General features: G+C 74.9%; 25 protein-coding genes. 8 read left to right on the top strand and 17 right to left on the bottom strand.

Annotated features, from left to right (window positions below):
- The first annotated feature begins 49 nt into the window (after positions 1–49).
- From AB1207_RS11250 to galK, 3 genes are read left to right on the top strand one after another with little or no spacing between them, the layout of a single operon-like run.
- Positions 50–847 (top strand): DeoR/GlpR family DNA-binding transcription regulator, encoded by a 798-nt coding sequence (locus tag AB1207_RS11250; RefSeq protein ID WP_367638354.1) that lies wholly within the window; start codon positions 50–52, stop codon positions 845–847.
- 53 nt (positions 848–900) lie between these two features.
- Entirely contained in the window at positions 901–2,001 is a 1,101-nt protein-coding gene (gene galT, locus AB1207_RS11245; RefSeq protein WP_367638624.1) for a galactose-1-phosphate uridylyltransferase, read from the top strand.
- Entirely contained in the window at positions 1,998–3,227 is a 1,230-nt protein-coding gene (gene galK, locus AB1207_RS11240) for a galactokinase (protein WP_367638352.1), read from the top strand. Before galT ends, galK begins: the two co-directional genes overlap by 4 nt.
- Before the next feature lie 381 nt (positions 3,228–3,608).
- Here galK and AB1207_RS11235 read toward each other — a convergent pair whose 3' ends face one another.
- Both AB1207_RS11235 and AB1207_RS11230 read right to left on the bottom strand, forming a co-directional pair.
- The gene (locus tag AB1207_RS11235; RefSeq protein WP_367638350.1) at positions 3,609–4,262 is read right to left on the bottom strand and encodes a response regulator; all 654 of its coding nucleotides are present in this window, start codon (positions 4,260–4,262) and stop codon (positions 3,609–3,611) included.
- 26 nt (positions 4,263–4,288) lie between these two features.
- On the bottom strand, positions 4,289–5,464 hold the full coding sequence (locus tag AB1207_RS11230; RefSeq protein ID WP_367638348.1) for a sensor histidine kinase: 1,176 nt from the start codon (positions 5,462–5,464) through the stop codon (positions 4,289–4,291).
- A gap of 146 nt (positions 5,465–5,610) precedes the next feature.
- Here AB1207_RS11230 and AB1207_RS11225 point away from each other — a divergent pair, with 146 nt between their 5' ends.
- Positions 5,611–6,069, top strand: a complete 459-nt coding sequence (locus tag AB1207_RS11225) for a hypothetical protein (RefSeq protein WP_367638347.1) — start codon at positions 5,611–5,613, stop codon at positions 6,067–6,069.
- A 15-nt stretch (positions 6,070–6,084) separates the two neighbouring features.
- Here the strand turns inward: AB1207_RS11225 and AB1207_RS11220 are convergent, their stop codons facing one another.
- The 4 genes from AB1207_RS11220 to AB1207_RS11205 are packed head-to-tail and all read right to left on the bottom strand — an operon-like array spanning position 6,085 to position 9,576.
- The gene (locus AB1207_RS11220; RefSeq protein ID WP_367638345.1) at positions 6,085–6,813 is read right to left on the bottom strand and encodes an ABC transporter permease subunit; all 729 of its coding nucleotides are present in this window, start codon (positions 6,811–6,813) and stop codon (positions 6,085–6,087) included.
- The gene (locus AB1207_RS11215) at positions 6,810–7,748 is read right to left on the bottom strand and encodes an ABC transporter ATP-binding protein (protein WP_367638343.1); all 939 of its coding nucleotides are present in this window, start codon (positions 7,746–7,748) and stop codon (positions 6,810–6,812) included. The genes AB1207_RS11220 and AB1207_RS11215 overlap by 4 nt, the downstream gene beginning before the upstream one ends.
- On the bottom strand, positions 7,745–8,626 hold the full coding sequence (locus AB1207_RS11210) for a hypothetical protein (RefSeq protein WP_367638342.1): 882 nt from the start codon (positions 8,624–8,626) through the stop codon (positions 7,745–7,747). Before AB1207_RS11210 ends, AB1207_RS11215 begins: the two co-directional genes overlap by 4 nt.
- Positions 8,623–9,576 (bottom strand): ABC transporter ATP-binding protein, encoded by a 954-nt coding sequence (locus tag AB1207_RS11205; protein WP_367638341.1) that lies wholly within the window; start codon positions 9,574–9,576, stop codon positions 8,623–8,625. Before AB1207_RS11205 ends, AB1207_RS11210 begins: the two co-directional genes overlap by 4 nt.
- 82 nt (positions 9,577–9,658) lie before the next feature.
- On the opposite strand from AB1207_RS11205, the gene AB1207_RS11200 reads away from it, so the two are divergent.
- Positions 9,659–10,990: an FAD-dependent oxidoreductase gene (locus tag AB1207_RS11200; RefSeq protein ID WP_367638340.1), complete on the top strand. Its 1,332-nt coding sequence runs from the start codon at positions 9,659–9,661 to the stop codon at positions 10,988–10,990.
- Positions 10,991–11,132: 142 nt separating this feature from the next.
- The gene (locus AB1207_RS11195) at positions 11,133–12,020 is read left to right on the top strand and encodes a DUF559 domain-containing protein (protein WP_367638339.1); all 888 of its coding nucleotides are present in this window, start codon (positions 11,133–11,135) and stop codon (positions 12,018–12,020) included.
- Here the strand turns inward: AB1207_RS11195 and AB1207_RS11190 are convergent.
- The 7 genes from AB1207_RS11190 to AB1207_RS11160 all read right to left on the bottom strand — a co-directional run bounded on the left by AB1207_RS11190 (position 11,962) and on the right by AB1207_RS11160 (position 19,029).
- A complete protein-coding gene (locus AB1207_RS11190; RefSeq protein WP_367638338.1) occupies positions 11,962–12,783 on the bottom strand; it encodes a hypothetical protein in 822 nt (273 codons plus the stop codon). The genes AB1207_RS11195 and AB1207_RS11190 overlap by 59 nt on opposite strands.
- Entirely contained in the window at positions 12,780–13,553 is a 774-nt protein-coding gene (locus AB1207_RS11185) for a heavy metal-binding domain-containing protein (RefSeq protein ID WP_367638622.1), read from the bottom strand. Before AB1207_RS11185 ends, AB1207_RS11190 begins: the two co-directional genes overlap by 4 nt.
- Positions 13,554–13,642: 89 nt before the next feature.
- Positions 13,643–14,548: a heavy metal-binding domain-containing protein gene (locus tag AB1207_RS11180; RefSeq protein ID WP_367638337.1), complete on the bottom strand. Its 906-nt coding sequence runs from the start codon at positions 14,546–14,548 to the stop codon at positions 13,643–13,645.
- A 99-nt stretch (positions 14,549–14,647) separates the two neighbouring features.
- Entirely contained in the window at positions 14,648–15,472 is an 825-nt protein-coding gene (locus tag AB1207_RS11175; protein ID WP_367638336.1) for an exodeoxyribonuclease III, read from the bottom strand.
- Between the two features lie 60 nt (positions 15,473–15,532).
- Positions 15,533–16,420 (bottom strand): bifunctional methylenetetrahydrofolate dehydrogenase/methenyltetrahydrofolate cyclohydrolase, encoded by an 888-nt coding sequence (locus AB1207_RS11170; RefSeq protein ID WP_367638335.1) that lies wholly within the window; start codon positions 16,418–16,420, stop codon positions 15,533–15,535.
- Positions 16,417–17,724 carry a serine hydroxymethyltransferase gene (glyA, locus tag AB1207_RS11165; protein WP_367638334.1) on the bottom strand — a complete coding sequence of 436 codons (1,308 nt, stop codon included), beginning with the start codon at positions 17,722–17,724 and terminating at the stop codon, positions 16,417–16,419. Before glyA ends, AB1207_RS11170 begins: the two co-directional genes overlap by 4 nt.
- Before the next feature lie 171 nt (positions 17,725–17,895).
- Entirely contained in the window at positions 17,896–19,029 is a 1,134-nt protein-coding gene (locus AB1207_RS11160) for an isochorismate synthase (protein WP_367638333.1), read from the bottom strand.
- A gap of 23 nt (positions 19,030–19,052) precedes the next feature.
- Here AB1207_RS11160 and purU point away from each other — a divergent pair, with 23 nt between their 5' ends.
- The gene (purU, locus tag AB1207_RS11155; protein ID WP_367638332.1) at positions 19,053–19,910 is read left to right on the top strand and encodes a formyltetrahydrofolate deformylase; all 858 of its coding nucleotides are present in this window, start codon (positions 19,053–19,055) and stop codon (positions 19,908–19,910) included.
- Between the two features lie 111 nt (positions 19,911–20,021).
- Here the strand turns inward: purU and yidD are convergent, their stop codons facing one another.
- Together yidD and corA are read right to left on the bottom strand one after the other, a co-directional pair.
- On the bottom strand, positions 20,022–20,321 hold the full coding sequence (gene yidD / locus AB1207_RS11150) for a membrane protein insertion efficiency factor YidD (RefSeq protein ID WP_367638330.1): 300 nt from the start codon (positions 20,319–20,321) through the stop codon (positions 20,022–20,024).
- Between the two features lie 26 nt (positions 20,322–20,347).
- Entirely contained in the window at positions 20,348–21,475 is a 1,128-nt protein-coding gene (gene corA / locus AB1207_RS11145; protein ID WP_437178914.1) for a magnesium/cobalt transporter CorA, read from the bottom strand.
- A 224-nt stretch (positions 21,476–21,699) separates the two neighbouring features.
- Here corA and AB1207_RS11140 point away from each other — a divergent pair, with 224 nt between their 5' ends.
- Entirely contained in the window at positions 21,700–22,722 is a 1,023-nt protein-coding gene (locus AB1207_RS11140; protein ID WP_367638329.1) for an ABC transporter substrate-binding protein, read from the top strand.
- 2 nt (positions 22,723–22,724) lie between these two features.
- Here AB1207_RS11140 and AB1207_RS11135 read toward each other — a convergent pair whose 3' ends face one another.
- Positions 22,725–23,429 carry a tyrosine-protein phosphatase gene (locus AB1207_RS11135; protein ID WP_367638328.1) on the bottom strand — a complete coding sequence of 235 codons (705 nt, stop codon included), beginning with the start codon at positions 23,427–23,429 and terminating at the stop codon, positions 22,725–22,727.
- Complete coding sequence (locus AB1207_RS11130) at positions 23,426–24,415, bottom strand: nucleoside hydrolase (RefSeq protein ID WP_367638327.1); 990 nt, start codon at positions 24,413–24,415, stop codon at positions 23,426–23,428. The genes AB1207_RS11135 and AB1207_RS11130 overlap by 4 nt, the downstream gene beginning before the upstream one ends.
- Positions 24,416–24,466: the final 51 nt, after the last annotated feature.

The following is a 24,466-nucleotide window of genomic DNA, read 5'->3' as shown; positions in this document are numbered from 1 at the left end:
CTGTTCGGTTCTGGTTGACTCTGCGCCGGGGCGCGGTCATGCTCGACGGGTGCTGGCCCACCAGCGGCAGGAGGTGATCCTCGACGCCGTCCGCGCGCACGGAGGCGTGCGCATCGCCGACCTCGTCGACCGCCTCGGCGTGTCCGAGATGACGCTGCGCCGCGACATCGGCGAGCTCTCCCGCCAGGGCCTCGTGGCCCGCGTCCACGGCGGCGCCGCCGCGGTCGGCCGCACCAGCGAGGAGCCCGGCTTCGCCGCCAAGTCGACGCTGCGCACCGCGGCCAAGGAGGCCGTGGCCCGCGCGGCCGTCCGCCTCGCCGACGCGGGCGCGTCCGTGGCCCTGTCGGCCGGCACGACGACCGTCGCGGTCGCCGGGCAGCTGCGGGCGGTGCCGGACCTCACGGTCGTGACGAACTCCCCGCGCGTGGCAGACGTCCTGCACGAGCCGGGGTCGGGCCGCACGGTCGTCCTCACCGGCGGTGTCCGGACCCCCTCGGACGCGCTCGTCGGGCCCGTCGCGCACGCGGGCCTGGCCGGCCTGCACGTCGACGTGCTGTTCCTCGGCGTGCACGGCCTGGACCTGCGCGCCGGCCTGACGACGCCGAACCTCCTGGAGGCCGACACCAACCGCGCGCTCATGGCGTGCGCGAGCCGCGTCGTCGTCGTGGCCGACGCCTCCAAGCTCGGCGTCGTCGGCCTCGCCTCGTTCGCCCCCTTGGACGACGTCGACGTGCTCGTCACCGACGACAGCCTCTCCCCCGACGACCGCACCGCCCTCGCCGAGCACGTCGGCGAGCTCGTCGTCGCCCCCACCAGCCCACCGCAGGACCCGGAGGACCACCCGTGACCGAACCCGCCACAGAACCCGCGCGCCACCCGTTCCGCAAGACGTCGACCCGGATGGCCGACGGCCGCGAACTGATCCACTACGACGACACCGAACCCTGGCTGTCCGGTGAGCGCGTCCGCGACGCGGTCGACCACCGGCCGCTGCCGCCGGCCGAGGAGACCGTGCGCGGCGGGTCGCAGGTGCGGTTCGACCCGCTGACGGGCGACTGGATCGCGATGGCCTCCCACCGCAACGACCGCACCCTCATGCCCCCGCCGGACCAGGACCCGCTGGCCCCCACCGTGCCCGGGGGGTTCCCCACCGAGATCGCCGACTCCAGCTACGACGTCGTCGCGTTCGAGAACCGGTTCCCGTCGTTCTCGAACCGCATCGGCGGCGAGGCGGGGTTCCTCGACGGCGAGGAGCTGTGGCCGACGATGCCCGCGGCCGGGCGTTGCGAGGTCGTCTGCTTCACCTCCGACACCCACGGGTCGTTCGCGACCCTGTCCCCCACCCGCGCCCGCACGGTGCTCGAGGCGTGGATCGACCGCACCGAGGAGATCGGCGCGACCGAGGGCGTCGAGCAGGTGTTCGTGTTCGAGAACCGCGGCGCCGAGATCGGCGTGACCCTGCCGCACCCGCACGGGCAGGTCTACGGCTACCCGTACGTGACGCCGAAGACGCAGACGATGCTGCGCCGGGCCCGCGAGCACCGGGAGGCCACGGGCCGCAACCTGTTCCGCGACGTGCTGGACGCCGAACGCCGCGCCGGGGACCGCGTCGTGTTCGAGACCGAGCACTTCACCGCCTACGTCCCGGCCGCCGCGCGCTGGCCCGTCGAGGTCCACCTGGCCCCGCACCGGGACGTCCCGGACCTGCCCGCCCTCACCGACGCCGAGCGCGCCGACCTCGTGGGCGCCTACCTCGACCTGCTGGGCCGGCTCGACCGCTACTACCCCGACGAGCACCCGCTGCCCTACATCGCGGGCTGGTTCCAGGCCCCCGTCCGCGAGGGCCGCGACGAGTTCCGCCTGCACCTGCAGGTGTTCTCCGTCCTGCGGGGCCCGGGGAAGGTGAAGTTCCTCGCCGGCTCGGAGTCAGCGATGGCGGCATGGATCAACGACACGACACCTGAGAAGGTGGCGGCCCGACTGCGCGAGGTTTCCCGATGAGCACCCCTGGCACCGAGTTCTTCCACGCGACCGACCGCGCGCAGACCGCGCGGACCCTGGCGCAGGAGTTCCGCACCGCGTACGGCACCGACCCCGAGGGCGTGTGGTCCGCGCCGGGCCGCGTGAACCTCATCGGGGAGCACGTCGACTACACCGGTGGGCTCTGCCTGCCGCTGGCCCTGCCGCACCGCACGTTCGTCGCGCTGCGTCCGCGCACCGACGGCGTCGTCCGCGTCCGCTCGCTGCAGGAACCCTCCGGCGTCGTCGAGGTCCCGCTGGCCGAGGTCGGCGCCGGCTCCCCGCAGGGCTGGGCCGCCTACGTGGCCGGTGTGCCGTGGGCGCTGCAGCAGAACGGGTTCGAGGGTCTCGCCCTCACCGGTGGTTTCGACGCCCTCGTCGACGGCCACGTCCCGTACGGGTCCGGCCTGTCCTCGTCGGCCGCGCTGGAGTGCGCCGTCGCCGTGGCCCTGGGCGAGCTCGTCGAACTCCCCCTCGACGACACCGGCCGCGCCGGGCTCGCGAGCGCCTGCCAGCTCGCCGAGAACGTCGTCGCGGGCGCCAACACGGGTGGCATGGACCAGGCGGCGTCGCTGCGCTGCCACGAGGGCGGCGCGATCCTGCTCGACACCGACGACGACTCGGTGACGCAGGTCGCGCTGGACCTCGCCGGCGCGGGGCTCGCGCTGCTCGTCGTCGACACCCGCGCCGAGCACTCGCACGCCGGCGGGGAGTACGGCAAGCGCCGCGCCGACGTCGAGCGGGCCGCGGAACTCCTCGGGGTGGCGAACCTGCGCGCCGTCGACCCGGCCGGTCTCGACGCCGCGCTCGAGCGCCTGGGCACCGAGGCCGACGGGGAGGTGCTGGTCCGCCGCGTCCGGCACGCCGTCACCGAGATCGAGCGGGTCCGCCGCACCGCCGAACTGCTCCAGGCCGGTCGCGCGGGCGAGGTCGGGCCGCTGCTCGACGCCTCGCACGACTCCCTGCGCGACGACTACGAGGTCTCCTGCCGCGAGCTGGACCTGACGGTCGAGGTGGCCCGCGCCCGCGGGGCGCTCGGCGCCCGCATGACGGGCGGCGGGTTCGGTGGGTCGGCCATCGCGCTCCTCGCCGCCGAGCGCGTCGAGGAGGTCGCGGCCGCCGTCGCCACCGCCTTCGCCGAGCAGGGCCTGCGCGCCCCCCGCTTCCTCACCGCCCTGCCCTCCGAGGGCGCCGCCCGCGACCTCTGACCCCCTCGCAGGGCCCCCTTCCCGCGTGGAAAACACACTTTCCGCCCTCAGAAAACGTGTTCCGAGGGCGGAGGGAGTGTTTTCCACGCGGACGACGGGGCCGTTCAGCGGGCGTTCACCGGGTGGCGGGCGGGGCGGGGCAGCCTGCGCGGGTGCTCGGGTGGGTGGTGCTGGGGGTCCTCGCGTCGGCGGGGGTCGTCGTCGTGTCGTGGCGGCGGCACCGGGCGCTGTGGCGCGCGGAGCAGGCGCGGTCGCGGCGCTGGCTGCTGGCGCACGCCGTCGACCCCGGCCCCCCGGCGCGCGACCCGGCGGCCTGGCGGCTCGTCCTGACGCCGGACCTCTCCCCCGTGGGGACGTTCGCGGGCGCCGTCGGGCCGGACGTCAGACCAGACCGCGGGTGTGCGCGTAGGCCACGGCCTGGGCGCGGTCGCGTGAACCGGTCTTGGCGAACAGGTGGTTGACGTGCGTCTTGACCGTCGCGACGGAGACGAACAGTTCCCGCGCGACGTCCTGGTTCGACAGCCCGCGGGCGATGAGGCGCAGCACCTCGGCCTCCCGCTCGGTGAGGCCGTCGGGCAGTTCGGTCGTGGGCGGGGGCGCGGGGGTTCCGGCCGCCTGCAGCAGCCGCGCCTGCACGTCGGCGTCGAGCACGACCTGGCGTGAGGCCGCCGCCTGCAACGCGCGGGCGATGTCGGCGCGGCCGGCGCTCTTCGTCAGGTAGCCGCGCGCACCCGCCTGCAGCGCACCGAGGATCGAGGCGTCGTCGGCGTAGGTCGTCAGGACGACGACCGCGGTGCCCGGGTGCTCGGCGGTCAGCCGCCGGGTGGCCTCGACGCCGTCGACGCCCGGCATCCCGAGGTCCATGAGGACGACGTCGGGGGCGAGTTCGGCGACGCGCGCCACGGCCTGCGCGCCGTCCCCCGCCGTGCCGACGACCTCGAACTCCGGCAGCAGGTCGAGCAGGGCGACGAGGCCGTCGCGGACGATCGTCTGGTCGTCGGCGACCACCACGCGCAGGACGTCCGGGGCGTTCACGGGGGGATCCTCCCCCACGGGCCCGTTCACGCCGGCACCCGGGCGGTGACGCGCCAGCCCGTCCCGTGCGGGCCCGCCGCGAGCGACCCCCCGGCCAGTTCGAGCCGTTCGCGCAGACCGGCCAGGCCGTACCCCCCGTCGACCGTCCGCAGCGACCCGGCCGCGGCCGCGTGCCGGGCCCCGCCGTCGGTGACGACGAGCTCGGTGTCGCCCTCCCGGTAGGTCAGCTCGACGGCGACGGGGGACCCCGGCGCGTGCTTGCCCGCGTTGACGACGGCCTCCTGCGCGGTCCGCAGCAACGCCACCTCCCCCGCGCCCAGCGGCCGGGGACGCCCCGCGACGCGCAGGCTCACCTCGGTCCCGTTCTCCCCCGCCCCCGCGGCCAGCGCCGCGAGGGAGTCCGGCAGCGGCGGGGCGTCGACGCGCAGCGCGTGCACCGCGCGGCGGGTGTCCTCCAGGCCGGCCGTCGCGAGGTCGTGGGCCGTCCGCACGCGCTGCAGGACGGCCGCGCGGCCGCGCTCGTCGAGGTCCCCGTCCCCCGACAGCAGCGCGTCGGCGACCTCGAGCTGGATCGCGAGCCCACCCAGGGAGTGGGCCAGGACGTCGTGGACCTCCCGCGCGATGCGCGTCCGCTCGGCCAGCGCCGCTCCGCGCGCCTGCTCGGTGAGCAACCGGCGGGACTGCTCCTCGCGGTCGCGGCGCATGGCGCGCAGCACCCCGCCGAAGGCGGCGGACAGCAGTCCCGCCGGGTACCCCAGGACGGCCGACCAGGAGGTCCCGCCGGCGGCCAGGAGACCGAGCTGCACCCCGGTCGTCCCGGCGAGGAAGACCGTCAGGCCACCGACGATGCCGGCGTCCCGCCCGCCCGCGACGGCCGCGATGACCGCGAGCGCGAAGACCCAGCCGACCTCGGTGCGCGCCGCGACGAACGAGGCGCCGCACGCGACGACCGCCAGGAGCGCGACCACCGCGATCCGTCGTCGCCCGAGGAGGGCGTCGGGCCGGCGCATCGAGAGCGGGTCGAGGACCGTCCACGCCACCCAGGCTGCCGCGACGAGCAGGAGCACCGGCCACCACGGCAAGACGGCTCGCCCCCAGGGGAGCGGCAGCAGCACCATCGCGACGAGCAGCTCGACGACACGCAGCGGCACCGTCGTGCGTCGCCACTCCTGGCGCAGGCGTTCCAGTCCTCGCTCCGGCACGTCCGGAACCCTAGGCCGCAGCCCGCGACCCCGTCCTCGTCCCCTGGGTCGAGGGCCACCTCCACCCGCGGCTCCACCCGCTCTCCACCCGGGACGGACCCGCGGGCCGATCCGGCCGGGGGTGTCCACGGCGGAGGGTCGTCCCCATGACCACTCTCGTCTCCGTCCTCGCCGCCCTCGTCGTCGTCGCGCTCCTCGTGGTCCGCCGGGCCCGGCCCCGCCCCGTGGCCGAGGAGTCGTTCCGGACGCCGCTGGTCCTCACCGTCGTGGGGGTGTTCCTGCTGCACGACGTCGTGCTCGACGCGCCGGCGGCGGCGTTCCTCGTCCTCACGGGCTGCCTCGCCCTCGGACTGGGCGCGGCCCGCGGGGCCCTGGTCCGGGTGGGCCGGGCCGGCGGGCAGCTCGTGACGAGCTGGGGCCCGGCCTGCTTCGGGCTCATGGCGCTGCTCGTCGTGCTGCGCCTCGGCCTGGACGCCGGCGCCGTGTCCCTCGGCGTGGCCTCGCACACGGTCGGGCAGTCGGTGCTCTTCGTCCTGGGCCTGAGCCTGCTGGCCGAGTCCGCGGTCGTCGCGGCCCGGACCGGCCGGCCCCTCACCGTCCGCTGACCGGGACCCAGGGGGTCAGACGTCCATGCGCTGCAGGCGGACCGCCGACAGGGCCACCGCGACGACGGTGATCCCGGCCAGGACCGTGGCCGCCCCGGGCACCCCGAGGGAGGACACCGTGCCGAGCGGGACGTCTCCCGGGATCGCGAGCGAGGCGACCCGACGGCCGTACGACCCGATCGACAACCCGCGCAGCGCCGGGGCCAGCCCGGCCAGGAACGTCTCCCACAGCACGACGTACGCGAGCCCGGCCAGCAGCCCGCGACGGGTCAGCAGCGACAGCAGCACGAACACCGAGCAGTACGCCCCGGCCGTGAGGACCGTCGCGAGGGCGACGCCCCCGACGACCCGGCCCGCGGGCTGGTTGACCGACAGGCCCAGCACCGCGCACGCCACCGCGGCGGGCAGCACCACGACGACCGTCGCCGTCCACGCCGCCGCGAAGCGCGCGAGGACGGTGTGCCAGCGGGGCCGGGCCACGGCGCGCAGCAGGGGCAGCGTGCGGGCGTCGCGCTCGTCGCCGAAGGCCCCGATGGCCAGGACGAGGGCGACGATGGGGATCACCAGGCCCGTGAGCAGGTTCCCCGTGAAGGTGTTCTGCACGCCGTACCGGTTGGGCACGCTCGTGATGGCGATGACGACGCCGACGACGACCGCCACGGCCAGCGGCAGCGCCGCGAAACCGGCCGTCCGGCCGCGGAACAGGATGCCCCGCAACGAGAACCCGTACAGCGTGGTGCTCATCGTCCCGCTCCTCTCGCCGCCCGCACCAGGTGGGCGAACACGCTCTCCAGGTCCTCCCCCACACCCTCGACGCGCCGCAACGTCGTGGAGCACTCGCGCGCCAGCCGCGGCACGGCCTCGGCCAGCGCGACGGCGCGGGGGGCCTCGACGAGCACCCCGGGACGTCCGCCGCCCTCGCGCCGCACCGACCCCACGAGCCCCTCGGCGAGCAGCGTCCCCGCCAGTTCCAGGACGCGGTCGCCCTCCAGCCGTACGGTGCGCGGGCGGTCGACGAGCAGTTCGCGGATGCCGCCCGGTTCCCCCTCGGCGACGAGCCGGCCGTTGACGACGACGAGCACCCGGGCCGCCATGCGCTCGACCTCGGACAGGACGTGCGAACTGACGAGGACCGTCCGGCCCTCCTGACCCAGGGCGGCGAGCAGGTCGACGTCGGCGCGCCGCTGCGCCGGGTCCAGCCCGTTGAGCGGTTCGTCGAGGAGCAGCACCTGCGGGTCGTGCACGAGGGCCTGGGCGAGCTTGACCCGCTGCCGCATGCCCTTGGAGAACCCGCCCACGCGGCGGTCGGCGGCGTGGGTGAGCCCGACCCTCTCGAGGACCGCCGCCGTGGCGGCCCGGTGGTCGGCGACGCCGCGTTGGCGGGCCAGGAACTCGACCTGCGTGCGGGCGGTGGCGTGGGCCCAGGTGGCCTCGCCGTCGGCGACGATCCCGAGACCCCGGTGCACGGCGGGGTCGGCGTGCGGGTCGAGGCCGAGCACCCGCACGGTCCCCTGGCTGGGCCGGGTGGCGCCGGCGAGCAGTTGCAGCGCCGTCGACTTCCCGGCCCCGTTGTGCCCCAGCAGACCCGTCACCCCGGCGCCGAGCGCGAAGCTGACGTCCGACAGCGCGACGGTGTCGGCGAACCACTTGCTGACCCCGGTCAGCTCGACGGCGCTCACGCGTCGCCCCCCTTCGCGTAGCGGCCGGCCAGGACGCCGAAACCTCCGAGGACGACCACCGCCCACACGACCCAGGCCAGGACGCCCGGGTCCCCGAGCCCGCCGCCGATGAACGTCGTCGCGAGCCGGATGGGCCCGCTGGAGGGGTCCAGCGACAGCGGCCAGTCGTCGCCCGTGACGGCCGCGACGACCCCGGTGAGGGCCGGGCCGACGAGGACCACCGCCAGGTAGCCGCCGACGGCGAACACCCGCTTGGCCGTGAGCGACCCGATGGCCAGCGCCAGGGCCGTGTGGAACAGGACGACGAGCGCGGCGGCCGCGACGATGCGCGGCAGGTCCCCGACGTTGTCGGCGAACCACGTCCCCGGGGCCTCGGCCGTGGCGATGGAGCCGACGAAGAGCACGAGCATCGGCCCGAGCACGATGATCGCGAGCAGCGCGACGGCGGCCAGCACGACGCCCACCACGTACTCGACCCACGACAACGCCGTCGCGAAGTACAGCGACAGGACGCGGTCGCGGCGGTCGCGCGTGAGCATCGAGGGGATCGACGTCGCCACGAAGGCGAGGAGCACGACCGAGTTCGTCGTCAGCAGTTGCGGGTAGTCGATGAGGTCGGTCGGCTGCACGCGCACGGCCGGCACCAGCAGGGGGACGGCGACGACGGCGAGCGAGGGCAGGTAGGCCGCCGCCAGCAGCAGGAACGGCCAGATCTTCGCGCTCGCGCTGCGGCGCAGCCCGAGCGGCCGGCGGATGCCGCTGGCGACGAAGGAGCCGACGGCCGAGCGGCGGGGGCGCAGCTTCCCGGCGAACCGGGAGTAGCGGATGTCGTGCAGGACGGCCCGCGGGGCGTCCTGCGGGGAGGTCTGAGCGGTCACCGGGTTCCTCCTGCCATCGCGTCGACGACCACGTCCTCCAGACCGCGGGCGGCCGGGGCGAGGCGTTCCACCCCGACCCCCAGTTCCGCCGCGAGGTCCCGCACGGCGTCCAGGGCCGCGTCCGGGCTGGAACTCAGCCCGATGTCCCCCGTGGGCGTGGGCGCCAGCGACACCCCGAACGCCGCGACGCGGGGTTCCAGGGCCGCGGCGAACGCCCCGACGTCACCGGAGACGCGCAGTTCGGCCGGTCCGGACGGGTCGTGGCCCACGACGACGGGACGTTGTGCGGCGAGGGTTCCCGAGCGCAGGACGACGACCTCGTCGCAGGTGCGCTCGATGTCGTCGAGGACGTGGGAACTCGCGACGACACGGATGCCGAGTTCGGTCGACAACCGGCGGACGATCGCCAGCATCTCCTCGCGGCCCGCCGGGTCCAGCCCCGACGTGGGTTCGTCGAGCAGGACGACGTCGGGGCCGTGGACGAGGGCCTGGGCGAGTTTCGTCCGCTGCTGCATGCCGAGGGAGTAGCTGCCGACGGGGCGGCGGCGTTCCTCCTCCAGGCCCACCGCGAACAGCACCTCGCTGGTGCGGCGCACCGCGTCCCGGCGGCCCAGCCCCCGCATCCGGGCCAGGGCGACGCAGACGTCCTGCGCCGACATGTCGTTCGGCAGGCACGGGTGCTCGGGCATGAAACCCACCCGGCGCCGGACCTCGGAGCGTTCGCGCACGGTGTCGAGGCCGAGGATCCGCACGCTGCCGCGGTCGGGGCGCGTCAGGCCCAGCGCGGTGCGCAGCAGCGTCGACTTGCCGGCGCCGTTGGCGCCGAGCAGACCCGTCGCCCCCGCACCCAGCGACATCGTGAGGCCGTCGAGGGCCTGCACCGCGCCGAAGCGCTTGCCGACGTCGACGCATTCGAGGACCGGGTGTCTCAACCCCGCAGGACCATCCACCCGACCATCAGAGCACTCCCAGGTGCCGGGAGCGTCCCCCCTTCGACGCGCGGCGCGTCAATCCTTCGGGAACCATCACGGTGTGACCACACCTCCCGGAGCAGCGGTCGACGTCGTGGTCGTGGGGTCCGGGTCCGGCGGGAAGATGGTCGCCCAGCAACTGGCGCAGGCCGGCCGCAGCGTCGTCCTCGTCGAACGCGGGTACGTCGGCGGGTTCTGCCCGTTCCTCGCCTGCGTCCCCGCCAAGTCCCTCCTGCTCTCGGCCCGGTCCGGGTTGTCCTGGGTCGCCGCCCGCGCCGTGCGCGACGAGGCCGCCTCCCACCGCGACGACGCGGCCGCCGCGGCCCAGCTCGTCGACGACGGCGTCGAGGTCGTGCGCGGCAGCGCGACCCGCATCGCCCCCGGCTCCCCGGTCGGCACGGTCGACGTCGACCTCCACGACGGGGGTCGCCGCACCGTGGAGGCCGCGCACGTCGTCGTCGGCACCGGTAGCGCGTCGGTCCGTCCCCCGCTGCCCGGCCTCGACGACGCCGCGACCTGGACGTCGGAGGAGGCGCTCTCGGCCGAGGACCTGCCGCACCGCCTCGTCGTCCTCGGGGGCGGGCCCGTCGCCGTCGAGCTGGCCCAGGCCTACCGCGGTCTCGGCAGCGAGGTCGCGCTCGTCCAGCGCGGTCCGCACCTGCTCTCGCGCGAACCGTCCTGGGCCGGTGACGTGCTCGCCGCCGCCCTGGCCGCCGACGGCGTCGACGTGCGGACGGGCGACCCGGCCGCCGCGGTCGAGGGCGGCCGGCTCCGGCTGGAGTCGGGCGCCTCGCTGGAGTTCGACCGGCTGCTGCTGGCCACCGGGCGCAAGCCCGTCACCGAGGGGTTCGGCTTCGCCGACGACTGGCTGACCGGCGCCGGCGCGCTGCGCACCGACGCGCGCTGCCGCGTCGTCGGCGACGACGGCCCGGTCGAGGGGCTGTTCGCCGTCGGCGACGTCACCGGCATCTCCGACTACACCCACACCGCCAACCACCAGGCCCGCACCGTCGTCGGCGAGGTCCTCGGCCACGGCCGGGACGCCGACTACTCCGCGATCCCCCGCGCCGTCTACACCGACCCGACCGTGTTCTGCGTCGGCGCCACCTCCGGCGCGCGCTCGGCGCGGTTCGAGGTGGGCGAGGTCGAGCGCGCGACCCTCGTCGAACTCTCCCGCCGCCGCGAGGTCACCGGCGCCGTCGAACTGTTCGTCGACGAGGCGGGCGTGCTCGTCGGCGCGGCCTGCGTCGGCCCCGACGCCGACTCCTGGGGCGCCGAGCTCGCCCTCGCCGTCCGCGCCCGCCTCGACGTCGACCTGCTCTGGCACCACGTGCGCGCGTTCCCGACGTGGTCGGAGGCGACCTTCCCCGCGCTGGAGGAGCTGCGCGGCTGAGGTGTACGGGATGTCTGCATCCTGAGCGTCAATCAGCCGGAAAACGGTGATCGCGGGGTCGGCGTGCAGACATCCCGTACACGACCCCCGTTGTCCACAGGGCAGAACACGTCGTCGGTCGGTTCCCGGCAGAGTGCGCGCCGTGGATCCCGTGGACGCCGTCAGCCGCTGCGGCGGAGCGGCGCGCTTCGCTCACCTCGAAGCGCTCGTGACCCGGCGGTCGCTGCAGGCGGCGGTCACCGCGGGCGATCTCCTGCGACCGGCACCGGGTCTCCACCACCTGCCGGGGTGCCCAGCCGACGTGCTCGCCGCGGCTGCCGTCAGCGGGGTCCGCTCCTGCCACAGCGCGGCTTCCGCGTGGGGCCTCGACCTCGTCGACCCCCCGCTGACGCCACACGTCACCGCCCGCCGGGGATCCCGCGCCACCTTCAGGCGGACGGTCGTCCACCGCCGGGACGTCGCCGAGCTCGACGGCTGCACCGACCTGGCGACGACGCTCCTGGACTGCCTGCGCTGCCTGCCCCGCAGGTTCGCCCTCGTCCCCGTCGACCACGTGCTGCGCCAGGGCCTCGTGTCCCCTGCGGAGCTCGACGAGCTGCGGTGGTCGTTGCCGCGCAGCGACTCCCGTCGCGCACTCCTGGCGATGGCCGATCCCCGGTGCGGGTCCGCCCTGGAGACGGTCGGACGGGTGGACCTCCTCGACGAGGGGTTCCGGGTGCAGACGCAGCAGGTGCTCGCGCCAGCGGGTCGGGTGGACTTCCTCATCGACGGCTGGCTGGTCGTCGAACTCGACGGCTACGAGACGCACGGACGCATCGGGCAGTTCGCGGAGGACCGGCGTCGGGACGCGGAACTGGCGGGTCAGGGCCTGGTCTGCCTGAGGTTCACGTTCGACCAGGTCGTGCGGAACCGGTCCTGGTTCGTGCAGACCGTCCGGGCGACGTGGGCCCGGGGCCGCCCCGGTACCCGCGTCAGTCCCCCAGGTCGAGGCTCGAGACGGCGAACCGGTCCCGCAGGAACATCCCGTTGACGACGAGGGCGGACGCGTCCTGGCGGACCGCGGCGTCGTGCATGGCGGTGACCGCGTCGAGGAGCACGGCGAGCTGCTCGGTGAGGAGCTGCTCCGCCGTCCCCCGACCGTCGTCGTGGGTCGCGGCCCAGTCCCGCGGGAGGACGGCGAAGGCGCGCAGGGTGTCCGGCAGGTAGTGCACGGCGGTGCGTTCGACGGCGAGGCGGGCGTCGGACCCCTGCGCGATGCGGGAGAGGGTGTCGGCCAGGAGTTCGGCGAGCCGGGCCACGACGGCGACGGCGGCGGCGGGGAGCAGGTCCGCGGCTCGGGCCGCCAACGACCGCAGGCTCGCGACGGGATCGGCCTCGTCGACGCGCAGGACGTCGGCGGGTGGCGACACCCCGAGCGCCACGAGGGCCCGGGCCACCGCGGCCGCGTCCCCGGCCGCCGCGGCGGTGACGTCGGCGACGCCCACCGTGAGGAGTTCCAGGAACTCCCCCACCGCCACGTCGCGGCGGGCGATGGTGACGCCCCGGACGACGCGTTCGACGGACGCGGACAGACCGGACCCGTTCGCGCGCAGCGTGAGCGTGGCGGCGGGCAGCTCGACGCGCAGGCTGCGCGCCTGGCCGGGGCGGCCGGCCAGACGGTCCCCGACCGACCGGTGCCGCTCGACGGCCAGTGCGTCCGGGACGGGCAGGGCGCGGCCCAGCGCCGCGGCGAGGCGGTGGAGGAACTCCGCGGGGTCCTCCCCCGGAGTGGGCAGCGCGGTGGCCTGGGTCACCACCGACCGTCCGTCAGCGGCAGCACGAGGGAGGGTTTGGCGATGGTGTGGTCGGCGCGCAACGGGCGGACCGCGGTGCCGATCGCGAAGAACTCGGTCGTGTGCCCGCCCCACCGGTGCGGCAGTGACAGCAGTTGCACCCCGACGATCCCCTCGGCCCGCACCTGCTCGGCCTCGGCCTGCATCCGGCTCATCGCGAGTTCCCGCGCGTCGTAGAGCGCCTCGGTGAACTGCTCGATCTCGACGTTGGCCCCGACCGTGCTCATCGAGGCCAGCACCCCGCGGTGGGCGATGTGGTAGACGCAGGTCCCCATGACGAGCCCGAGTGGCGCGTACCCGGCCTGCACGAGCGTCCAGAAGTCCTGGCCCGACAGGTCCGAGGTGAACGGCAGGCCGTGGTGGGTCCGCCACGTCCCCGTGGGCGGCGGAGCCTCAGCGACGACGGCGGTGCCCACGGCGATGAACTCGGCGATGTCGTTGCCGTACTCCTTGAACTCGATCTCCAGGCGCACCCCGACGATCCCGTCGGCACCGAGTTCGGCGGCCTCGGCCTCCATGCGCGTCATGGCGAGTTCGCGCGCGTGGTACATCGCCTGCGTGAGCTTGTCCATCTCCATGTTCTTGCTCCACCGGCCCACCTGCAGACCCACGTGGTAGACGCTGGACCCCAGGACGAGTCCGACGGGACGGAACCCGGCCTCGCGGACGAGGAGGAACTCGTTGACGGACAGGTCGGACGTGAACAGCGCCCGGCCGTGGTCGCCGCGCATCCCGGCCAGCCGCTCGCGGGCGTCGGCGGGCAGGTGGACGTCGGCGAGGGGCGGGACGTCGGGCGGCGGGGTCACGGGTTCTCCCAGGGTCAGCGGTTCAGGGGCAGGACGGACAGGACGCGGCGAGCCGCACCGGCGGGCACCGGGACGGTCGGGTCCCGCTGCAGGAGGGTCCCGGTGAAGAGTGCCTCGGCGTGGAGGTCCTTGGCGTTGCCGTTGCAGACGGTCTCGAAGCTCGTCAACCCGATCCCGCTGACCACGACCTGACCGCCACCGGTGGTGTGCCGTCGGGCGTCCGCGGCCAGGCGGCGGCGGGCGTCGGCGCGGGCCCGCGTCACGAGTTCGGTGAGGCCGTCGACCTCCTGCCCGCTCCAGCTCATCCGCTGCTGGGCGAGCTGCGGGTCCTCGTGCTTCGTGGCGACGGACAGGCCCAGCACGAGCGCTCGCGGGGCGACACCGGACTGCAGGGCAGCGGCGCAGTCCTCGGCGGTGAGGTCCGTGGCCCAGGGGGACGCGGGCGGGGCACCGGTGCGGCCGGCGGCGCGGACGGCGGTCCCCGTCGCGGTGAACTCGACGGCCGTGCCCTCCAGGGTGGCGCGCCGGACGACCACCCCGACGACACCGTCCGCCTCGAGGGCCGCGGCCTCGAGCAGCATCCGGTGCAGCGCGCCGTTCCAGGCGCCCTCGACCGCCCGGACGTACGGGCCGGACCCGTTGCGGTTGCCGCCCGGGTCACCGGTCGTGACGACCGGGGAGGTCCAGCCCCAGCCGCCGGGGCCGATCCCGCCCATCCCGGACCAGTTGCCGCACAGGCCGCCGGTCCAGCCGATGTTCTGCACGAGGCAGCCGAACACCTCACCGGCGGGGACGAGGCCGGCGGCGGCGACGGCCGCTGCGGCGGGCGCCGACAGGAACGAGCCCGTGGCGCCGCTCGCCCGTTGCCGGGCCACGCGGGCGGCCGCCGCCGGGGGCAGCCCACCCACCCACGCGCTCACGGGGACACCACCGACCGGGAGGTCATGTCCTCACGCTAGGACTCCCGGCGCCCATCTCGAGGGGGCCGACGGAACTCCCAGCCGATCGGGAGGGAACCCTCAGGCGGAGTAGACCGCCACGACCGGGGCGTGGTCGGAGAACCGCTCGGCGTAGCTGGCGGCGCGGTCGGTCTCGACCGTCCGCAGCCGCTCGGCGAGGCCCGGGGTGACGAGCTGGTAGTCGATGCGCCAGCCCGTGTCGTTGTCGAACGCCTGCCCACGCCACGACCACCAGGCGAAGGGGCCGTCGACGTCACCGGCGAGCCTGCGCTGGGTGTCGACCCAGCCGAGGCCGTCGAACCAGTGGTCGAAGTGGGCGCGCTCGTCCTCGAGGAAACCCGCCTTGCCGCGGTTCCCCTTCCAGTTCTTGATGTCGCGCTCGGTGTGCCCGATGTTGAGGTCGCCCGCCACGAGCGCCTCACGGCCCGAGTCGGCCGCGACCTTACCGAGTTCGGCCAGCCGCACGTCCATGGCGTCGAGGAACCGGTACTTGTCGTCCTGCTGCGGGGTGCCGACCTCGCCGGAGTGCACGTAGGCGCTGACGAACGTCATCGGCCCGACGGCGGTGTCGACGTCGACCTCGATCCAGCGGCCCGAGTCCTCGAAGTGCGGGTCGTGGGCGAACCCGATCCGCACGGCGGAGAACTCCCGCTTCGACGCGACGGCGACGCCGGCCCGGCCCTTGGCCGCGGCCTCGGTGTGCGCCACGTGCGTGAACCCTGGCAGCGCCTTGCGCAGTTCGGCGTCGGGGGCGCGGACCTCCTGCAGCAGCAGGACGTCCGGGTCGCGGCCGTCGAGCCACGGCTGCATCCCGCGGCGGACAGCGGCACGCACCCCGTTGACGTTGACGGTCGCGACGGTGAGCTTCTTCTTCCTCGGGGCCACGCGCGGGACGCTACCCGACCCCTCGGACACGAGGGGTCGGGCAGCGGCCCGGGGAGCGTGTCAGCGCAGGCCGGCCGCGCGTTCGGCGGACTCGACGACGTTCGTCAGCAGCAGCGCGCGCGTCATCGGCCCGACCCCACCGGGGTTGGGGGCCATGAACCCCGCGACCTCCGCGACGTCGAGCGCGATGTCCCCCGCGAGCACGTTCTTGCCCGCGGCCTCGTCGAACACGCGGGAGACGCCGACGTCGAGCACCGCGGCGCCCGGCTTGACGTCCTCCTTCGTCACGAGCCCGGGAACCCCGGCCGCGGCGACGATGACGTCGGCCCGCCGCAGGTGCTCGGACAGGTTCTTCGTCCCGGTGTGGCACAACGTGACCGTCGCGTTCGGGTGCCGCCGCGTGAGCAGCAGCCCGATGGGACGGCCGACCGTCACCCCGCGCCCGACGACGACGACCTCGGCCCCGTCGAGGGGAACGTCGTGCCGCAGCAGCAGGTCGATGACCCCGCGCGGCGTGCAGGGCAGCGGGGAGGTGATCTCCTCGCGGACCCGCAGCACGAGCCGGCCGAGGTTCGTCGGGTGCAGGCCGTCGGCGTCCTTGTCGGGGTCGACGGCCTCGAGCACACGGTTGGCGTCGACGCCCGAGGGCAGCGGCAGCTGGACGATGAACCCGGTGCACGCGGGGTCGGCGTTGAGCTGGGCGATCTCGGACTCGATCTCGGCCTGCGTCGCGGTGGCGGGCAGTTCGACCCGGATCGACTCGATCCCGACCTCGGCGCAGTCGCGGTGCTTGCCGCGCACGTAGCTCGCCGAACCCGGGTCGTCGCCGACGAGCACCGTGCCGAGACCCGGCACGACGCCCTTCGCGCGCAGGACGGCGACGCGCTCGGCGAGGTCCGCCTTCACCGCCGCCGCGGCAGCCTTGCCGTCGAGGACGACCGCGCTCACAGGACGCCCTGGTTCGAGGGGTAGAGCGGGAACTCGGCCGTGAGCTTGGCGACGCGGGCGCGCAGGGCGTCGGCGTCGAACTCCGGCTTGAGGGCCTGGGCGATGACGTCGGCGACCTCGGTGAACTCGGTCGCGCCGAAACCGCGGGTGGCCAGCGCCGGTGTCCCGATCCGCAGACCGGAGGTGACCATCGGCGGGCGCGGGTCGAACGGGACGGCGTTGCGGTTCACGGTGATGCCGACCTCGTGGAGGCGGTCCTCGGCCTGTTGGCCGTCGAGCTTGCTGTCGCGCAGGTCGACGAGGACGAGGTGGACGTCCGTGCCGCCGGTGAGGACGGAGACGCCCGCCTCGGCGACGTCGGCCGCGGTGAGGCGCTCGGCGACGATCCGCGCACCCTCGAGGGTGCGGCGCTGGCGCTCGGCGAACTCCTCCGAACCGGCCACCTTGAACGCGACGGCCTTGGCGGCCACGACGTGCATGAGCGGGCCCCCCTGCTGGCCCGGGAACACCGCGGAGTCCACCTTCTTCGCGAACTCCTCGCGCGTCAGGATGAGCCCCGAACGGGGCCCGGCGAGCGTCTTGTGGACCGTGGAGGTCACGACGTCCGCGTGCGGGACGGGCGAGGGGTGCAGGCCCGCGGCGACGAGGCCCGCGAAGTGGGCCATGTCGACCATGAGGTGCGCGCCGACCTCGTCGGCGATCTCGCGGAACGCCGCGAAGTCGAGCTGGCGGGGGTAGGCCGACCAGCCGGCGATGATGAGCTTGGGGCGGGCCTGCAGCGCGGTGGCGCGCACGACGTCCATGTCGACGCGGAACGTCTGCGGGTCCACGCCGTAGGACGACACGTCGTACATGCGCCCGGAGAAGTTGATCTTCATGCCGTGCGTGAGGTGGCCGCCGTGGGCGAGCTCGAGGCCCAGGATGCCGTCGCCGCCGCGGATGAAGGCGTGCATGGCCGCGGCGTTGGCGGTGGCGCCGGAGTGCGGCTGGACGTTGGCGTGCTCAGCGCCGAACAGCGCCTTGGCGCGGCTGCGGGCCAGCTCCTCGGCCACGTCGACGTGCTCGCAACCGCCGTAGTAGCGCTTGCCGGGGTAGCCCTCGGCGTACTTGTTCGTCAGGACGGACCCCTGCGCCTCGAGCACCGAGCGCGGCGCGAAGTTCTCGCTCGCGATCATCTCGAGGGTGTCGCGCTGGCGGCCGAGCTCGGCGTCCAGGACGGCGGCGATCTCGGGGTCCACCTCGGCGAGGGGACGGTCGGTCACACCGGACGTGCCGGTGCTGCGGGTGGGCTGGACGTCGGTCACGGTCGCTCCTCGTACGGCGGGCGGTGGTGGCGACGCGGAGCCCAGGCGGACGACCCCGTGAACGGCGGACCCCAGCGCGCAGGGCCCGTTGCCGCTCCCCGGTGGTGACCCACCTCGACGCCAGTCGCGGCCCGGCCAGGTTAGCCCAGGACCCGACCGGCCAGCCACGCCTCAGCGGGCGATCGCCGCGTCCAGGACGGTGCGCATCTTCGCGGCGGTCTCGGCCACCTCCGCGTCGGGGTCGGACCCGTCGACGATCCCGGCGCCCGCGAAGATCCGCAGCGTCCGGCCCTGCACCTCGGCGCACCGGACGGCCACGACCCACTCGCCGTCGCCGTGGACGTCCTGCCAGCCGACGGCCCCGGCGTAGCAGCCGCGGTCCAGGCCCTCGACCTCGCGGATCACGTCCAGGGCGGCCCGGCGCGGCGATCCGCCGACCGCGGGCGTGGGGTGCAGCGCGGCGACGAGGTCGACCGACGTGGTGTCGGTGTCGTTGAGGAGCGCGGTGATCCGGGTGGCGAGGTGCCACACCGCAGGCGTCGCCACGAGCTCGGGTTCGGGAGCGTTCACCGTGCGGCAGAACGGGGAGAGCGCCTCGACGACGGCGTCGACGACGAAGCGGTGCTCGCGCCGGTCCTTGTCCGAGGCCATGAGGGCGTCGGCGCGGCGCATGTCCTCGTCCGGTTCCGGCGAGCGCGGGATGGAACCGGCCAGCGGCCGCAGCAGCACGCTCGGACCCCGGCGCCGCAGCAGCAGCTCCGGGCTCGCCCCGACGAGCCAGCGGGCGCCGGCGTCGGCGGGGTCGTCGAGCGGCACGGCGAGCGCCGTGGCGGCGGGGTTGCGGGAGACGAGCTCGGCCAGCAGGTCCGGGACGGACCACTCGTCGAGGGCCTCGAGCTCGAGGGTGCGGGCCAGGACGACCTTCTCGACATCACCCGCGTGGATGCGGCCGAGTGCGGCGCGGACCGCGTCGGCGTACCCCGCGGGCGGGGGGACGGGACGGCTGCGGGCGACCGTGGACCGGCGTCCTCCACCGGTCGGCGGCAGGGTCAGGTGCCCCGGGGTCGTCTCCGCCGGGCCGAGGCGCAGGGCACCGGGGGTCGAGAGGTCGAAGGGCACCGCTCCGGCCGCGACGACGCCCGTCTGCGCCCCGTCGAGGGCGGCGGTGGTGCGGCGCAGCTGCTCCAGGCCCGACCCGCCGGGGACGAGGGGGCGCGGGCCGGTCTGCACCAGCGTCGACTTCTCCCCCGAGAAGACGGTGGCGCCCGCGCGCACGGCCAGTGCTACCGCTTCGGCTTCTGCCACGACGCCACCCTAGGCTTCCCCGTGTGAGCACGCGTCCGAGGGTCCTGACCCTGTCCTGCCCCGACCGTCCCGGCATCGTCCACGCCGTGACGGGTGCCCTCGTCGCGCTCGACGCGAACATCACCGAGAGCCAGCAGTACGGCGACCCGGACACCGGGCTCTTCACCATGCGGGTCGCGTTCGACGCGACGGCGAGCGAGGAGGCGTTGCGCGCCAACCTCGAGGTGGTGGCCCACCGCTTCGACCTGTCGTGGACGCTGTCGGCCGCCGACGAGCCGCTGCCGACGCTCGTCATGTGCTCCAAGCAGGGCCACTGCCTCAACGACCTGCTGTTCCGGCACCGCTCCGGGCACCTGCCCGTCGACATCCGGGCCGTCGTGTCCAACCACACCGACCTCGCGCCGCTGGCCGACTTCTACGGCGTGCCGTTCGTCCACGTGCCCGTCACCACGGGCGACGCGGCGTCCAAGGCGGCGGCCGAGGCGCGCATGCTCGACCTCGTCGACGAGCACGGCGCCGAACTCGTCGTCCTCGCCCGTTACATGCAGGTGCTCTCGGACGACCTGTGCCGCAGCCTGTCCGGACGCGCCATCAACATCCACCACTCGTTCCTGCCGAGCTTCAAGGGCGCCCGCCCCTACCACCAGGCTCACGCGCGCGGGGTGAAGATCATCGGGGCCACGGCGCACTACGTGACGGCCGACCTCGACGAGGGGCCGATCATCGAGCAGGAGATCGAGCGCGTCGACCACCGCGCCACCGCGCCCGAGCTGGTGCGCCTCGGGCAGGACGTCGAGGCCCGGACGCTGGCCCGCGCCGTGCGCTGGCACGCCGAGCAGCGCGTGCTCCTCGACGGCAACCGCACCGTCGTCTTCCGCTGACCCTCCGCGGTCCGCACGTCACCCTGCGTCCGCCCCCTGTCTGGGTCGTTGACGCATCACGCCGAACCTACCGGCGCGTCGAGTCAACGACCCCTCCCCGGAGGGGCCGCGTCAGGGGCGGTTGCGACCGCCGAACCGGAACGGGATGGGGATCCCGCCGAGGCAGCAGAACCCCTGCACCTCCAGCGGTGAGAGCAGCACCGCGGCGCGGTAGCAGGCGAGGAACCGCACGGCGCTCGGCAGGACGGCCCCGACGACCCCGCGCCGGTGCACCTGGTCCCGCACGGCGGCCGAGCACGAGTCGCCGCCGTGGGCGAGGCGGTGCGCGCACGACCAGCCCTTCCGGGGCGACAGCCGGTGCTGGTAGCCGGCGATGGCGGCCTCGACGACGCGGGCGGCGGGACTCCTCATCCCGTCACGCTAGGCACGGGTCGGGGCTACAGCCACCCGCGGCGTTTGAAGATGACGTACAGCGTGACGCTGAGGCCGAGCATGAGCAGCAGCGCCAGCGGGTACCCGTACGTCCACTGCAGTTCCGGCATGTGCGTGAAGTTCATGCCGTAGATCCCGCCGATCAGGCTGGGCGCGAACAGGATCGCGGCCCAGGAGGAGATCTTCTTGACCTCCTCGCTCTGGGCGAAGCTGGCCTCGGTCATGGCCTGCATCTCCTCGTTCTGCCGCTGACCGACCAGGGTCGCGTTGACGGTGAGGATGTCGCGCAACTGGCTGCGGTAGTTCTCGATGCGTTCGACGGCGACCGTCACGTGGTCGGCGACGTCACGCAGGTAGCGCTGGAGCTCCTCGTCGACGCGGTACTTCTGGAACCCGCCGGTGAGCCCGGTGAGGATCGCCGTCAGCGGGGTGACGGCGCGCTGGAAGTCCACGACCTCCTGCGACAGTTCGTAGATGCGCCGGGAGACGGTCGGGTCGCCGGTGAAGACCTGCGTCTCGATCTCGTCGATGTCGTTCTCAAGGCCCTTGAGGACAGGCCCGTACCCGTCCACGACGGCGTCGAGGATGGCGTAGAGGATCGCCTCGGTGCCCAGCCGCAGCAGGTCCGGGTCGGCCTCCATGCGCTTGCGCACCTCGGCCAGGCTCGGGGACTCCGCGTGCCGGACGGTGAGCAGGAAGTCCGCGCCGATGAACAGGTGCAGTTCGCCGAACTCGACCTTCTCGGACTCGTCGACGTACCGGGCCGCGCGCAGGACGACGAACAGCGTCGAGCCGTAGCGTTCCAGCTTGGGCCGCTGGTGCGCCAGGACGGCGTCCTCGACGGCCAGTTCGTGCAGGTCGAACTCCGCGGCGAGGGAGTTCAGCTCCTCCTCCGCGGGGCGGTACAGGCCCATCCACGCGACGCGCCCCTCCCGCTCGCGCAGCGCGGCGACGGTGCTCACGAGGTCGGTCGGCGACACCACGCGGTGCCCGTCCTCGTAGACGCCGCTGTCGATGAGGCTGCTGCCGCGGGACATCGGGACCGCGGGGATCGCCCCGTCCTGGGCCAGGTTGCGGGACGGGGCCATGCCGCGACGTCCCATCGACGGCAACGGGAGACGACGTCGGGGCATGGGGAACCTCCCTGGTGAGGGCGTCGGTGCGGCGCAGGACCGGTCCAGTGTGCCGCCTGGCGCTGTGCGCTGCGGACCCCCCGGCCGGGGCGGTGCCGGGGCCGCCGAGGGTTCGGGCGCGAGGTCACCCCGGGCCCCGCCACCGCGCACGAGGTCACCCCGTGCTCACCGCCCGTGGCCCTCCGACGGAACACCCACGAGTTCGGTGAGGCTACCCTCGCCTCGTGATCCCACGCCTCGACCGCCGCCTGTTCCTCGGAGCCGGGGCAGGCCTCCTGCTGACCGGGTGCTCCACGGCGTCCGCCGGCGACACCCCCGCCGCCCCCGCGACGTCGAGCGCCCCGACGACCGCGAGCGCCTGGGTGACCCCGCGTGAGCTGCCCGCCGGCTGGGGCAGCGGGCAGGACGACGGGGTGTTCCCGCGGACGGTCGTCCACGCCGCGGGGTCGACGACGGTCCCGGCGCGCCCCACCCGCGTGGTCGTCGTCTCGACCGGGCAGATGGACGCGGCCCTCACGCTCGGCGTCGTCCCGGTGGGCGCGACCGCCGGGGACGGCGCGGGCCGGGTCCCGGACTACCTGCGCGCCCGCTTCCCCGACCGCAGCGCCGACCTGGACGCCGTGGCCGACCTCGGGACGCGCACCCAGCCGAACCTGGAGGCCGTCGCGGCCCTCGCCCCCGACCTGGTGCTCGTCAACGCGAGCGCGAAGGACGGCGACGTCCTCGGTGCGCTGCAGGCGATCGCGCCGACCGTCGTCACCCAGGGCACCGGCCTGCGCTGGAAGCAGGACCTCCTGCTGCTGGCCGACGGCCTGGGCCTGCGGCAGCGGGCGCAGACGTGGCTGGACGAGCACCACGCCCGCGCGGCGGCACTGGCGCCCAGCCCCTCCCCCACGGTGTCCTTCCTGCGGCGCAACGGGGACCGGGTCCGCGTCTTCGGCGTCGCGTCGTTCAGCGGGTCCGTCGCCGAGGACGCCGGCCTGGCCCGGCCGCAGGGTCAGCGCTTCACCGACGAGACCTCCCGCGACGTCAGCGCCGAGCAGCTCGACCTCGCCGACGCCGACCGGTTGTTCTTCGGCGTCCAGGGCGGGGACGCCGCCGAGCTCACGTCGCTGCCGACCTGGGGCGACCTCGGCGCCGTCCGCACGGGCCGGGCCGTCCAGGTCGACGACGACGCGTTCTTCCTCAACACCGGCCCGACGGCCGCTCAGATCGTCCTCGAGGAGCTCGAGCGCGCCCTGGGCTGACGTCAGAGCAGCTGCGCGCGCAGCCGGTCGACGAGGTCGGCGGCGGCGCCGTGGGCCAGCGCCCAGCCCTCGGTCCCGCCGTCGTGGGCGTCCCACACGTCGAGCACCGCGGCCAGCGCGTCGGTCGGGGCCGTGAAGTACTCGGCCGGAAGCGTCGACAGGTCCGCGCCCGGGGGCAGCGGCGAGGTCGCCAGGAGCCGCCGCACGACGTCCGGCATCGCGTCCGTGGTCAGCGCGAAGTCTGCGAGGACGGCCTCGCGCGACACCCCGACCAGCCGCAGGACGAGCGCGACGACGAGCCCGGTCCGGTCCTTGCCGGCGGCGCAGTGCACGAGGACCGGCGCGGGCGAGGAGGCGACGAGGTCGGCCGCCCGCAGCAGGCCGGTGCCCTGCTCGAGCATCGACAGGTAGACGTCGACGAGGGGGCGGCGGCGCTGCTCCAGGGCGTTCGGGTCCCCCGCGTGGTCCAGCAGCGGGACGGAGTGGACCTCCGTCCCGGGCGCGAGGAGCGGGTGGCCGGTCCCGGGCACCTCGGCCGCCGACCGCAGGTCCACGACGGTGGCGGGCGGCCAGGCGTCGACCTCCCGCGGCGATCCGTCACCCGCCTGGGGCTGGGCGCTGCGCCACAGCACCCCGGGCCGCAGCCGCGGGTCGGAGTGGGCGACGTCGCGCAGGTTCGCGACCTGGTCCAGGGGTTCCTCGCTCACCGCGTCCGCCCCTCGGCCAGGATCCGGACGAACCCGGCGAGGAACCTCGCCCGGTCCACCTCCACGACGGCCGTCGCCGGCCGCAGCGCGACCTCCTGCGGCAGCGCGGCGGGCGTCCCGTCCGGCAGTTCCAGCAGGCGGGCGCGCGTCGCGAACCCGTTCGTCGTCACGGCGGCCGGGGCGCTGACCCGCTGCAGGACCAGGGAGGGGTCGGCCACGACGGCGGCGGCGAGCGGATCGTGCACCGGGGCGACCTGGCGGCCCCACTCGTGGACGTAGAACCGGTGGTAGGCGTCGAGCGCGTCGGCGGCGAAGGTCGCCCAGGCGGTCCCCGCGTGCCGCAGGGAGGACGTCATGGCCTCGTCGAGGACGACGGTGCCCGTCACGTCGACGCCGACCATCGTCACGGTGTCGTCGGCGGGCCGGTCGGCGGCGAAGACCTCGTGCGCGGCGTCGGGGTCGTTCTGCACGTTGGCGTCGACCATGAGCGACCGGCCGAGCGGCTGGTAGGGGCCGGAACCCCCCATGAGCGTCAGGGACCGGACCTTGAAGAGGAACCGCGGGTCCAGGCGCAGCGCGAGGGCGATGTTCGTCAGCGGGCCGAGCGCGAGGACGTCGTACCGGCCGGGCTCGGCGTCCGCGAGCGCCACGAGGCGTTCGGCCGCGGACTCCGGGGTCGTCTGCGGGTCGGGCCGGTCGAGCCCGAGGTCCCCGAGGCCGTCGCTGCCGTGGACGTACCCGGCGATGTGGGCCTCGCCCACGAGCGGTCCGGCCGCGCCGCGCGACAGGGGCACGTCGTCCAGACCCGCCAGCCGCAGGACGTGCGCGGCGTTGCGCAGCGAGTCCTCCACGACGCAGTTGCCGTAGACCGTGGTGACGGCGGCGATGTCGGCGTGCGGGGAGCCCGCGAGCAGGAGCAGGGCGAGGGCGTCGTCGAGGCCGGTGTCGGTGTCCACGACGACCTGGCGGCGGGGGGTGTCGGTCACGGGGCCCACCCTAGGGACCGCCCGGTGGCGGCCACCCGGGCCTGCCCGCAG

Origin of the sequence: Kineococcus endophyticus, from assembly GCF_040796495.1 — a bacterium.
Taxonomy (GTDB): Bacteria; Actinomycetota; Actinomycetes; order Actinomycetales; family Kineococcaceae; genus Kineococcus; species Kineococcus endophyticus.
This window is presented reverse-complemented; position numbering and strand designations above follow the sequence as displayed.